Here is a 12,280-nt window from a genome sequence, read left to right as displayed (position 1 = left end):
TTAGCCTTTCACAGCTGAGGAGATGGAAATGCCCTCGATGAAATATTTCTGCGCGATAAAGAACAAGATCAAAGCCGGCAGCATAATGAGAATCGTCGCCGCCATGAGCATGTTCCATTCTACGTTGTACAAGCCCTTGAACATGGAAAGTCCCAGTGCGAGTGTATATTTCTCATTGGAGTTCAGATAGATCAACGGACCTTGGAAGTCATTCCATACGCCCATAAAGGTGAAGATGGATACGGCAACAAGCGGTGCTTTGGACAACGGCATCATAATCCGGGTGAAAATCTGCCAGCGGTTGGCACCATCCACATAAGCCGATTCATCGAGCTCACGCGGAATTCCACGCATAAACTGACGTACAAGGAAGATATTAAATGCATTTTGACCGAAGAACGCCGGAAGGACCAGCGGCAAGAATGAGTTCGTGAGTCCTACTTGTTTGAACAACAGGAAGGTCGGAATCAAGGTTACTTGGCTCGGCAGCATCATTGTCGCGAGCAGTACGAGGAACAGCGTTCTTTTGCCACGGAAGTTGAAGCGGGCGAAGCCGTAAGCACTGATCGCCGATGTGAATACCGTACCGATCATGACTGGAATAAGGATAATAAGCGTATTGCCCAGGAATTTAAAAAACGGAATCGCCGTCACGGCATCCGCATAGTTGGACCATTGCCATTTAGTCGGCCAGAAGGCAGAACCGAACACTTCGGCCGGCGTCTTCAAGGATGTCGAAATCGTCCACAATAGCGGAACCAGTACGATAGCAGAACCACCGAGCAGCAGTAACAGCGCAATTAGTTGGGACAGATTGAATCTAGGTTGTATTTTTTGCATCTTGGCTTCTCCTTCCTTAGTCATTTTGATCATCGCCCTGGTAGTGAACCCAGAAGGACGAGCTGCGGATGACCAATAGCGTGAATATCATGATGATCAGGAACAGAATCCAGGAGAGCGCGGACGCATAACCCATGTCAAATTCCATAAATGCTTTGTTGTACAAATAGAGATTATAGAACAGGGTCGAGTTCAGCGGTCCACCGTTCGTCATAACGAAAGCTTGGGTGAAATATTGGAATCCGCCGATAATCCCCATAATCAAGTTGAAAAATACGGTCGGCGTAATCATTGGCAACGTAATACTGAAAAATTTGCGGAGCGGACCTGCACCATCCAGTTGACCCGCCTCGTACAAGTCCTCCGGTACCCCTTGCAGACCTGAGAGATAGATGATAATTGTGTTACCCACGCCCCATAGACCCATTACGATCAGGGCGCCCAGCGCGTAGCTAGGATCCTGCAGCCAAGCCGGTCCTTGAATACCGAACCAAGCCAATGCCTTGTTCAGAATCCCGTATTCCGGATTGAAGATCATCACCCACATCATAGAGGTGGCGACAGCAGGAATTACAGAAGGCATAAAGAAGATCAGACGGAAAAACTTCATTCCGCGCGAACGCATATTTAGAAGCAATGCAATCAGAATGGATGCCACTTGGAAGAGAGGCACTGAGACGAGTGCGAAGATAAAGGTTACTTTTAAAGACTGATAGAACAATTCATCGTGAAAAATGGCTTTGAAATTGTCCAATCCCACAAATTGAATCGACTCGACGCCGGTGATTACATCCCATTTGCTGAAGGATAGGATCAGCGAAAAGATCATCGGCCCAAGTGTGAAAATAACCAGTCCCAGCAGCCACGGTAGGATAAACCAATAGCCCGCGCGCTCCGATTTGGTATTATTCATGACGGCCTCCTTGATGGAAAGCAGGTGAAGCACCGTGATCAGTGCTCCACCCGCAAACTTATTTATTTGATTTTGGAATCAGCGGTTTTAGCTGCTTCGTCGAGTGCACTCTTCACATCCAGCTTACCTAGCAGGATTTTCTCAAGTGCCTGGGTGAAGGCCTCTTTGAAAATCGGGCCGTTAGCAGAACGCATAGTAACCGGTTTGCGTGCAAAGTTCATCATTTCGATAACTGGTTTGTCTTTCTCTTCTGTAGTTTTCACTTGATCCAGTTCAGCTACAGTAGCAGGCAGTACCAATCCGTTCTTGGAGCGCAGTTTCTGTGCGTCTGTACCGGACAACCATTTCATCAGTTCGAAAGCTTCCGCTTTATGCTTCGTCTTAGAGTTCATCGCCCAACCTGCAGCTGCGATAATGCCGGCACGTTCGCCGTCAGCACCCTTAGGAATCAGCGCGGAGCCGTATTCTACATTGGATTTGTCCAGATCAGACTTGATCCAGCGACCAGTAACCATCATGGCCAACTTATCGGTCATGAACATGGAGGAGTCACCACCCATGGTTTGTGTATCTTGTGGTGTAGGGGATACTCTTCCATCACCCTTGGACAGCGCTACATATTTCTCCATGGCTTGAACGGTCTTCTCACTGTTCATGAAGCCTTCAGCTTTGGTGCCTTCTTCATTAGCAATATCAGTGCCATTAGTCCACAAGTAAGTGTAAATCGGATACTCCCAAGTGCCTGCGTTGAAACCAAATTGTGTATATTTTCCGTTCTCTTGCTTGGTCAGCTTCTTCGCTGTAGCGAACATATCATCCCAAGTCCAGTCATCGCTTGGATAAGGAACGCCTGCTTCGTCAAAGATACGTTTGTTGTACCACAGCGCGAGTGGATTGAAATCCTTCGGCAGGTAGTACAGCTTATCGTTGATGCGCTCCATATCGATCAGGTCTTTTTGGTACATGGCAAGGTCAAATGTAGAATCCTTGGCGATATAATCGTCAAGTGGCTCAACAACACCTTTATCCACGTAGGAGTAGAAGTCGCCTTCCCCAATCAGGAATACATCCGCTGCGGTACCGCTTGCCAGAGAGGTTGTCAGCTTTGTTGCATAGCCGTCGCCCGGAACTGGCTCGAATTTCACTTCGATATCAGGGTGTGCTGCATTGAATTCATCCGCCAGTTGTTGCTCCGAGGAACCGCTGGTTACGTCACCCCAAGTTGTAAAGGTCAGCTGTACCTTTTTGCCTCCGGCATTGCCGGAGCTTTCGTTGTTACCTGTGTTTGTGTTACCTGCGGAACAAGCCGAAAGAAGCATAACGCCTGCGAGCACGCTGGCAATCTTCATGGATACTGTCTTTTTCATATAGAAAGACCTCCCCTTATAATGTCGATGTATTAGCAAATGTAGCACTTTCATGAACTTCTTGCTGCTTACCGTGAACGATCAGTTGAATCGACCCACCTGTAACATTCGTAATGGAAATCTCTTGCGGGGTAATGTTAACTTCAAGGCGTTTACCCTGCCAGTAGAGCGGGAAGGACAACCGGTCCCAATGCTCAGGCAGTTTTGGTGCCAGATGAAGTTTTCCGTCCAGCATTCTCACGCCGGCGAAGCCCATTACCGCACATTCCCAAATTCCGCCAAGTGAAGCCGAGTGGATACCTGCATCGGAGGAATGAACCTTCGGTCCGAGGTCAATCTCGGTCGCTCTGTGGAAGAGACGGTAAGCAAGTTCCTTGTCACCAAAGTCGCTGGCCAGAATCGAGTGTGTGGACAGTGACAGCGAGGAATCATGCAATGTTTTTTCCTCGTAGTATTGGTAGTTGGCACGCTTTACTTCTGGTGAGAATTTATTCTCCAGTAGGAAGAATAACATCATAATGTCTGCTTGCTTCGAAACCTGCAAGTTACCAACCTGATCCAGGTTGTAGTCATTGAATATACTGCCCACTTTTTCCTGATCCTTGTATGGTGTCAGGTCAATAATTTCCTTTTGCAGATACGTATCGTCCTGCGGAATAATCAGATCCTCGTTCGGTTGCGGGAGATAGATCAGATTCAGTTTGCTTTCCCACACTTTATGAGCTTCTTTCAGGTTCAACAATTCATCATAACGGGCGAACAGTTCTGGACTCTGAGCTTCAAGCTCCTGATAGTAATCCATTGCCAGTTCGATGTTGAAGTGAGCCATATAATTGGTAAAAGCATTGTTGTCGACATGCTCTTTATATTCGTCTGGTCCGACAACTTCGTTAATTTCGTAGCGTCCGAGCGCTTCATTCCACTCCAGGCGGCTTGCCCAGAAAATAGCTGTATCGAAGATAATCTCATAGCCGTATTTCTCCATGAAATCGGTATCTCCAGTAGACCGGAAGTAATGCCATACCGCATAAGCTATATCGGATGTAATATGCTGTTCAATGAATCCGGACCAGATCTTGGTCTGCTCACCTGTCACAATATCAACTGCACCCCATACTGGTGTTACTTCGCCGTCAGACGGCCAAGCTGCTTCCCACGGATACATCGCTCCGGCAAAACCGTTCTCCTTCGCCTTGTTCCGTGCGCCTTCCAGTCCCAGGTACCGGTATTCCAGCAAAGAACGGGCAATTTCCGGGTTGCTGTAGATGTAAAATGGCAGGATGAAGATTTCTGTATCCCAGAAAGAGTGACCTTTATAGCCTTCGCCGCTCAAACCTTTAGCTCCAATACCCATTCTGTTATCGTGAGCTGGCGTCATTACTACCAAATGGTAGTGTGCGAAGCGTACACCAAGCAGGTCAAATGGATTGCTGGACTCAATCGTAATTCCATAATTCTCCCACACCTTAGCCCAAGCAGCAGTATGGCTGCTGAACAATGCGTCGTACCCGGACTCTTGTGCTGTTTTCAATGCTGCAAGTGCTACTTCCCGCATCGCTGGCAGACTGTAGTTGTCACCGAATTCCTTGTCACGGCTAGTGTATACAGTAGCTACCTTCTCGAATGTAAGGGACTGTCCTTCTTCCAGCCTCAAGCTGTAACCAACTGCTACAATACGGCGGTCGATCTCCATTGCTGGTGCAACTTCAACCAATTGACCGTCTACCTTCAAGCGGTGTGAGGCTCCGATAGCAAAATCAACCTTCGACTCTGTTGTCGTCTGGATCAGCTCCAGATAAGTCTTGTCATAGATGCGCTTCTCGCCTTCATGGAAATGTTGGCTACCACTGTTGCTGACTTGAGCATCAATACCGGAACTAACCGACAGATTTACCGGACCGCGAAGCACTTTCACTTCCATCTTCAGTCCGATGACATGCAGGGAATCCAGGGAAACGAAACGGCGGAATGTGAATTCCAGTTCCTTGCCTTCGCCGTTGTTCCAAATGAAGGTACGAACCAATTCAGCGTCGCGCAGATTCAAGCTGCGGCTATACGCCTTCACTTCACCTTGCTCCAAAGTAAAGCGTTTGCCATCTATCCGAATGTCCAGCTTCGTTAGATCCGCCGCATTCGGCAGCTCGCTGACTTCCAGTTCATCGAAACGGTTGAATGTACCGTTTACGAACAAATTGCGTTTTTCTCCTACATAAGACTCCTCCGTTGCGGAACGAAGTCCCATGTAGCCGTTGCCAAGAGACATTACAGCTTCACATTTGGCTAGTGCCAAGCTTGAGAATTGGTCTTCCGATACAACCCACCCCGGGGCTCCATCAGGTAGTGTCTTGTTGTAATTAAGCATGGGTTAGATTTTCCTTTCTTTCTCCTAGTATTCTCTCTCTAATTCAGGGAATCTTTGTAAGCGATATCGAAATCGTTTTCGAACTTCAGAAAAAAACATCGAAAACGATTTCGATAAACTCATTGGGATCCCTTTGCGGAACAAATTGTGTAAGGGATTTCGAAAACGTTTTCGACCTAATTATAAAAGCATGATTGTCTCTCTGTCAACTATTTTGAAAGGAAGAATCTTATGATATCCTGGGGTATTATTTTCCAGCATCTTCACAACCTGCTCCAATGCGGAGTATCCAATACCGGCAAAGTCCTGGCTGATCGTGGACAATTTCGGTGTTGTATAGCTCGACAGCACAATATCATCAAAGCCCATGATCGAGATATTGCCTGGAATCTGTAGTCCCAGTTCCCGGCACCGGTTCATGAATCCAATCGCCATAAGATCACTGGCCACAAATACGGCTGTAAGGTGCGGGTTCTCCGTAATGTAGGATTCTGCCAGATTATAAGCCTGCTCTTCGCTATAATCAGCCTCTACCACACGCGAAGGAATATATTCAATTCCTGCTTCCTCTAGCGCTTCACGGTACCCCTGCTGCCGAACAATACTGACCGTAGCATATTTATGCCCGTTGATCATTCCTATCTCCCGATGTCCCTTGCCGATCAGGTACTTCACCGCTTGCCGGGCAGCCGTAAGGTTATCCGTGATTACAGAGCCAGCGTGCGGACCAACCGTATCTGCATCGATAACCACGCAGGGAATATCACTTCCCACCAGATCCTCAAAATAAGGGTCCGTCGTCCGCAGACCGGAGATCACCACGCCCGCGATCTTATGATCCTTGCAGAATTGCCAATATGACTTATCCTGCTGTTCGGACAGACTGCGGGTATAAATCACGACCTCATATCTGAACTGCGTAGCCGCCGCATAGACACCGCTCATGATCTGGAACATGACGCCGTCCTTACCGTTGGCCTGCTCAAAGTTCGAGATGATCAGCGCAATCGTCTTTGTCACCTTATGTTTCAAATTTTTAGCTAACATATTGGGCGAATAATTCAGCTCCTGCGCAGCCTGCAGAATCTTCTTCCGCGTAGCTTCGCTGACATCGCTGTACCCGTTAAGCGTCTTCGAGACCGCAGAAATACTCACGCCCGCATGTTTTGCCACATCTTTAATCGATACCATACCGCACTACCATCCTTCTTGATATTTCAACTACGACTGAATGTAAACCCCATTATAACACATAGGGCGTGGCGAGGAATTTAAGGGGATCACAAACGAAGGGAATTAGAACCATAGTGCTTACCGGAAAAATGCTACTTCCCCTTGATCGGCTTGTCTTTTTAGAAGTTTTGACCAAGGAAAAGGATTGCATTCAATGGCTTTATTTCTAGCCCAATTCAAGGGGGGGATTGCTCGATTTCATACAGCTTCATTCAGGACAATGCGCTTCGCTCCTACAGTTCCAAACTTCCCCCTTCGTTCCTCCTCGCTATTGTTTCTTTCTTTTGTTTCTTTCTTTTGTTCATCTTATCTGGCATGTCCTTCTTTAGGTTCATTGCGGAGCAAGTTTCTTGCAGGAATTCCTATGGCTGATGCGTTGTCAGGCACATCCTTGACTACTACCGACATCGCTCCGATATTCGCATCATTCCCAATCCAGATAGGACCAAGTATTTTAGCCCCCACTCCGATAAAGGCTCTGTCTCCAATGACCGGCTCACCTAAACCGTTTCTTCCACCGATCGTCACTTGATGAAAGATCGTAGCATAGCTCCCGATCACTGCCTTGTGACTAATAACGATCCCATTTAGGCCATGCGGCAAATGAAGATAGTCCCCGATCTTGGCCTGTGCATGTAATTCTCCGTTAGCAAGAATCCTGACGAAAAACAAATCCATCACCTTATAAAGTATCCACAGCGGTTTCTTTACGATCTTACCTTTAACCTGATAGTGCACCCAATTTCCAAAACGATAAGTAAATAAGACCATGAGCGTTTGCGGATTTTTACGGTTCGCTTTTAAATCTGTTTTAAAAGATTTAATCACCGGGGCTCCCTCCATTTATATATTTAATTTCCATTTCATATAAGGGGCTGTTTCCAACACACTCGCATCATAAAGGGCTGATCTTCAGCATGCTTCATTCTGGATTGGGTTTAATTCACTGCTGATATGGGAGTATAATTCATTATGTAAGAGCTAAGGAGGGGTGGATTTGGGGGTGATATAAATATCCAATACTTCCATAGGATAAAAATAAGAAACCAGTTCAGCATTCTTTTTTGGAAAAAGAAATTCGTGCTATGCACCTTTAAAAAGTGAACGGAGTTCTTCTTTTCCTTTTTTATATCCAAGGTAAGCCTCACGATTATGACTAAACTTGGCCTCCATACTGAGGAATCCGGCCGTCCATCTGAGCATGAAGTACCTGAGGTAATTCGCCTTATTTCTCGTTTTAAGCAAATGGAAGTGATTTATAATTTTCGTGTGAGCAACCTGCTCGGCATTATCCCTTGAGGTCGGTGATCCGTGGTGTATTAATTTCAGATCTGGATTTACATACATCGGGCCGTGTTTACCAGCCAAAGCAGAGATATACAAATCCTCGCCCAGACTGTATCCTTGGAGCCAGCTTACCGCTTCGATCTCAGAAAGGTACTTTTTCCGGTAGCACATATTGCAGCCATGCAAAAACTCTGTCCGAAAAACATTCTTCTGAATATTCCACAAGTTCATAGCTGAAGCAAATCCACTTAACGAGTATTTTCCCGGAGAAAACAAGCTCCGACCACTAAGAATCATCATAAATCTACCTTTGATAGAGCATGAAAAGCCTTGATCAGCGCCGCTAATTCCAACTGCTTCCGGGTACGTAATCAGCGTGTGCTTAAGAACATCCAAATAATTAGCTGAAAGCTCAACATCATCATCTATGAAAAGAATCGTCTCGTAGCTGCTAATCTCAATAGATTTAACTCTAGACTTGATCAAGCCAGCTTCACTAGGGTCTTTCTTATAGTATCGAAGATACATCTTCCCCTTGTTAATGAGGCTACCGGCGTGGTCGATCCACTCTCTATCGGTATCACCATCATCCACAATAATGACCTCAATGCTGTCCTCCTCCATGTTCGTTTGTCTTGAGATGGATTCCACACACTTCAACAGATCATCATGCCGGTTCCTGGTGCATATAGCGACAGACAGTTCAATAGAGTTGCCCATAGTCACCACAGCCTTTTTTCCATAATAATACACGTATAATGACAGACTTTATGTCGAAAATTGTATGGATTTAAAATTTTGTTTTTGTGTGTGAGATCGACAAAGCCCCCCACTTGATTGTGGAGGGCTTAAATCTTCAGCTATTTAATCTGCAAGGTTAGCCACTTTAAGCTTCAAATCGTAAATCATATAAAAATGATTCCATTTTTTCATTGTCACAATCTCTTGCTGGCCATCCTTTTCAAAAAAATAACCTGCACCCTCCTGGCTGATATAAGTCCAGCCTTCCTTTTTCATGCGTGCCTTTAATAGCTCCTGTGGTTGTTCTGCCTTTGTAAGATAACGTTCATACCCACTTGTATCGCTCTCGATCTGCACAATGGATAGACCTGTTGTTTGCAATCGATACATCTGTTTTATGTTGTTGTACCCAATATTATGGATGTATACAGCGGCATCTATCATTAAAAAAACAATAATCCCGATGAAACTAAATATGGCAATTTTCCATGGTTTCACCATCCATAATCCACCACCTATATTCTAATCCAATGTTTATCAATTTGTTATTCCAGAGTGACATCACAACATCCTTTTATGAATTATGAAATTTCTACTTCATACATATACTACCATTCCATATATATAAAAGCATCAAATTGGCAGATGACGCACAATAAAGGTTAATATTTTGATTTATATACTTCTAATATTTATATTAAAATGTAACAAAGCATGTCTCTTATCTGTAGAACGTGGAGGAATCTTATGTCCCTTTTCAGAAAAGCTACTTTCTGGTTCTCATTAGTAAGCATTCTAGTTTGTGTGCTTAACTACATGGGAATCGACGACAAGAATATTTTGCTGATTGGTTTTAATCCCTTCCTTAACACTGTCGTTAACGACCCACCCTTTCGAAGTTGGATCATCGGAACCGATGATGTCATTCGTCCGACTGCTTATTTGTTACACTTTGCTTCCTTCTTTTTGACAGGAGCTATTGTGGATATTCTGAGTTATGTATTCAGAAGACGAGACAAATAAAAATCCGCCTTCCCCCTACCTGTTTTGTGAAGAACAGATAGCTCAAAAGAGGACCTTTAGCAAAATTCCTGTGCGGCGGCATCAACCTTTTCCGAAGCTCACAGGACCCGTAGTCTATAAACAATTATATAAAACAAAAAAACCTTGATTTCTCGAGGTTTTTTCCGTGGATGCCGAGGACAGGGATCGAACCGGTGCGGTAGTCCCTACCGCATTTCAAGTCCTGTGCGTCTGCCTGTTTCGCCAAACCCTTACTATGATTGGTATACGTGTTCACAAAAAAACCACTTCATTTTGAAGTGGCTAATCTTTAAATACACATTTTACTGCTCTCTGTTTATCTTCCTCACTCAGCATTGAATATCGTAGTATCATACATTTGGAAATCATGGAACAATATATCATGTTGAAACTATGAGTAAGTGGATTAAATCACCTAATTAATTTTTAATAATCGCTGGAACTCCAACTTTTCATAACTCCATTCGTGAAATATACATATACTGTTTCCTCATCTTGTTCATAAACCCATTGATCCATAAAACCACTACTAGATTCATTTTTTCTATCAGGTACGCCCCATGATAAAATAACTGCCGTTTTATCCATTCCTGCTTTAATGTTGTTCGTTTCTATTAATGTCCATACTGCTGCCGAATATTTATAAATGGTATGTACATCTTTAGTTAGAAACGGATTTTCCTTCGAATCACCTAGATCATTATAATCAACTGTAGAATAATAATATTTTTTGTTTTGAGTGAACCATATTTTCACATTCCCATTATCTAATGTATCTATTTTATTTATATAAATTGCAGATAGATTTTTAATATTTACTATATTTCCGGTATTAGCATCTATAGCGTTATAGTACACATTGTAGAAATATAACGTCTTATTAAGATAAACTGAATACATTTCATAATTGGGATCAATGTATATATTCACCGTAACATTGGAAATTTGTATTGTTAAATAGTCGCCTTCTTTATTAATTTTAGATTTGAAGGCATCTTTTAGCACCTGAACAGGTATCATTAATTTCCCGTTAATTATTTGCGGTGATGTTGTTAATGCTCTTTTTACGCCGTTGAGGTAATAAACTTTATCATTAACCTTTCCGACAAACTTATCTTTCCCCAACGTCAATTTAATAGATCCTGCCTTTGCATCAAATTCAGTAACGCCACCAAATGCTTTGAAAATAGAAGTAGCAGGAATTAAGGAACTTGATTTATAAATTACGCCGGTATCCGAGAGGTCAATAGTTTTAGAAGCTAAATTTTGTTGATTTTGTGCTGTTGCTATAGAATCATAATTACCATCTAAACTATCTGCAAAAGACACGTTCTGTAATGATGCGAAAATAAATGTTGCGGCTGCTAAAGTTACTATTTGTTTTTTCATTATAAATTTAATTCTCCTCTTTGATTGGATAGATTACAGAATTATTAAAATATTGCTGATGCTCAAAGCTACTTTTTGAAACTAACCATAATCCATTTATGTATGCTGATTACAAGTCATTGTCGTTTTATAGCATTTAGTAATATTTTACCACACATAGTAATGCGAGGTTCAGAATTTTCGGTTTTACGATTGAGCAGGAGCCATGTGCTACTACATGGATCTATTTAAGAAAAACAAAACAGCCTCAGTCCTATGAGATTCAGGACCAAAGCTGCTTAGCTGAGGTTAAGTATTTGTAATGATGACTTTATTTCAAATTCAATGCGCGATACATAAATACCACAAACTCTGCACGTGTTACAGAATCATCCGGTCTAAAGCCTCCTTTATTACCTAAAGCAATCCCCTTATCTGCTAATACAGCAATATAGTCATGAGCCCAATGTTGTTCTGGAACGTCTTGGAATGTGCTCGTACCTTTTGGTGTAATGCCCAGTGCCACAACTAAGATTTTTGCCATTTGTGCACGAGTCAGCGGTGCAGCCGGCTGAAATGCACCATTTGCACCATCTACAATACCCGCCTGCTGCAGTAAGGTGATAGCTTCATAATACGGATGGCTTCGTGATACATCACTAAATGACACAGCCTCACGGATTGGTGTCAGTTCAAACGCACGGGCAAACATGATAGCAATATGCTGGCGTTGAATAGGCTCATTGGGATGGAATGTCCCATCTGGATAACCCGTAATAATGCCGCGGGCTGCGATATCCTCAATCATGTCCTTTGCCCAGCTTGTTGCAATATCTTTAAAGGTAATCGCAGGTTTTGGTGCTATAGGTGTTGTTGGTGTTACTGGTTTCTCTCCCTCCACAGGTAAAGGTTGAGAAGGCTTCAATTCAGGCACAGATTGTACTGGTGTTGAAACTGAACCGCCTTCACCACCGTTGCCTGAAGGAGTGTTAGCTTCCCATTTCGCATAGAGCGTAATGTCAGCCGCTGGTACTGTATCTGTTGTAAAGCTCCATTTGTTGCTCAATGCCTGGTCTTTGTACCATCCTGCAAAAGTATAGCCTGACTTGGTCGGCGCAGCAGGCT

At 43.8% G+C, this 12,280-nt stretch carries 11 protein-coding genes; 1 reads left to right on the top strand and 10 read right to left on the bottom strand.

Annotated features, from left to right (window positions below; genetic code table 11):
- The 8 genes from HPT30_RS19245 to HPT30_RS19210 form a co-directional block, all read right to left on the bottom strand.
- Positions 1 to 840, bottom strand: a complete 840-nt coding sequence (locus HPT30_RS19245) for a carbohydrate ABC transporter permease (protein ID WP_175372957.1) — start codon at positions 838 to 840, stop codon at positions 1 to 3.
- Between the two features lie 16 nt (positions 841 to 856).
- The gene (locus HPT30_RS19240; RefSeq protein WP_175372956.1) at positions 857 to 1,753 is read right to left on the bottom strand and encodes a carbohydrate ABC transporter permease; all 897 of its coding nucleotides are present in this window, start codon (positions 1,751 to 1,753) and stop codon (positions 857 to 859) included.
- Between the two features lie 62 nt (positions 1,754 to 1,815).
- Positions 1,816 to 3,120 carry an ABC transporter substrate-binding protein gene (locus HPT30_RS19235; RefSeq protein ID WP_175372955.1) on the bottom strand — a complete coding sequence of 435 codons (1,305 nt, stop codon included), beginning with the start codon at positions 3,118 to 3,120 and terminating at the stop codon, positions 1,816 to 1,818.
- Positions 3,121 to 3,136: 16 nt separating this feature from the next.
- The gene (locus HPT30_RS19230) at positions 3,137 to 5,482 is read right to left on the bottom strand and encodes a glycoside hydrolase family 65 protein (RefSeq protein WP_175372954.1); all 2,346 of its coding nucleotides are present in this window, start codon (positions 5,480 to 5,482) and stop codon (positions 3,137 to 3,139) included.
- A gap of 180 nt (positions 5,483 to 5,662) precedes the next feature.
- Positions 5,663 to 6,673 carry a LacI family DNA-binding transcriptional regulator gene (locus HPT30_RS19225; protein ID WP_175372953.1) on the bottom strand — a complete coding sequence of 337 codons (1,011 nt, stop codon included), beginning with the start codon at positions 6,671 to 6,673 and terminating at the stop codon, positions 5,663 to 5,665.
- Between the two features lie 348 nt (positions 6,674 to 7,021).
- The gene (locus HPT30_RS19220) at positions 7,022 to 7,543 is read right to left on the bottom strand and encodes a serine O-acetyltransferase (RefSeq protein WP_175372952.1); all 522 of its coding nucleotides are present in this window, start codon (positions 7,541 to 7,543) and stop codon (positions 7,022 to 7,024) included.
- Between the two features lie 255 nt (positions 7,544 to 7,798).
- Positions 7,799 to 8,722 carry a glycosyltransferase family A protein gene (locus tag HPT30_RS19215; protein WP_175372951.1) on the bottom strand — a complete coding sequence of 308 codons (924 nt, stop codon included), beginning with the start codon at positions 8,720 to 8,722 and terminating at the stop codon, positions 7,799 to 7,801.
- A gap of 144 nt (positions 8,723 to 8,866) precedes the next feature.
- Positions 8,867 to 9,244: a hypothetical protein gene (locus HPT30_RS19210; protein ID WP_175372950.1), complete on the bottom strand. Its 378-nt coding sequence runs from the start codon at positions 9,242 to 9,244 to the stop codon at positions 8,867 to 8,869.
- 246 nt (positions 9,245 to 9,490) lie between these two features.
- Between HPT30_RS19210 and HPT30_RS19205 the strand changes: the two genes are divergently transcribed.
- The gene (locus tag HPT30_RS19205; RefSeq protein WP_246317281.1) at positions 9,491 to 9,766 is read left to right on the top strand and encodes a hypothetical protein; all 276 of its coding nucleotides are present in this window, start codon (positions 9,491 to 9,493) and stop codon (positions 9,764 to 9,766) included.
- 447 nt (positions 9,767 to 10,213) lie between these two features.
- On the opposite strand, the gene HPT30_RS19200 is transcribed toward HPT30_RS19205, so the two are convergent.
- Both HPT30_RS19200 and HPT30_RS19195 read right to left on the bottom strand, forming a co-directional pair.
- Positions 10,214 to 11,176 carry a copper amine oxidase N-terminal domain-containing protein gene (locus HPT30_RS19200; RefSeq protein WP_175372948.1) on the bottom strand — a complete coding sequence of 321 codons (963 nt, stop codon included), beginning with the start codon at positions 11,174 to 11,176 and terminating at the stop codon, positions 10,214 to 10,216.
- 310 nt (positions 11,177 to 11,486) lie between these two features.
- Positions 11,487 to 12,280: S-layer homology domain-containing protein (locus HPT30_RS19195; RefSeq protein WP_175372947.1), on the bottom strand; the 794-nt coding region annotated here is incomplete at its 5' end.

The organism is Paenibacillus agri (assembly GCF_013359945.1).
GTDB classification, from domain to species: domain Bacteria; phylum Bacillota; class Bacilli; order Paenibacillales; family Paenibacillaceae; genus Paenibacillus_AQ; species Paenibacillus_AQ agri.
The sequence above is the reverse complement of the archived record's forward strand: the minus strand, read 5'-3'. Positions and strand labels throughout refer to the sequence as shown.

What these genes read in the sequence shown, in the direction of transcription:
- HPT30_RS19240 (WP_175372956.1), bottom strand. Translation starts at nt 1,753, where the DNA reads ATGAATAATACCAAATCGGAGCGCGCGGGCTATTGGTTTATCCTACCG.
- HPT30_RS19200 (WP_175372948.1), bottom strand. Translation starts at nt 11,176, where the DNA reads ATGAAAAAACAAATAGTAACTTTAGCAGCCGCAACATTTATTTTCGCA.
- HPT30_RS19215 (WP_175372951.1), bottom strand. Translation starts at nt 8,722, where the DNA reads ATGGGCAACTCTATTGAACTGTCTGTCGCTATATGCACCAGGAACCGG.
- HPT30_RS19230 (WP_175372954.1), bottom strand. Translation starts at nt 5,482, where the DNA reads ATGCTTAATTACAACAAGACACTACCTGATGGAGCCCCGGGGTGGGTT.
- HPT30_RS19245 (WP_175372957.1), bottom strand. Translation starts at nt 840, where the DNA reads ATGCAAAAAATACAACCTAGATTCAATCTGTCCCAACTAATTGCGCTG.
- HPT30_RS19210 (WP_175372950.1), bottom strand. Translation starts at nt 9,244, where the DNA reads ATGGTGAAACCATGGAAAATTGCCATATTTAGTTTCATCGGGATTATT.
- HPT30_RS19205 (WP_246317281.1), top strand. Translation starts at nt 9,491, where the DNA reads ATGTCCCTTTTCAGAAAAGCTACTTTCTGGTTCTCATTAGTAAGCATT.
- HPT30_RS19225 (WP_175372953.1), bottom strand. Translation starts at nt 6,673, where the DNA reads ATGGTATCGATTAAAGATGTGGCAAAACATGCGGGCGTGAGTATTTCT.
- HPT30_RS19235 (WP_175372955.1), bottom strand. Translation starts at nt 3,120, where the DNA reads ATGAAAAAGACAGTATCCATGAAGATTGCCAGCGTGCTCGCAGGCGTT.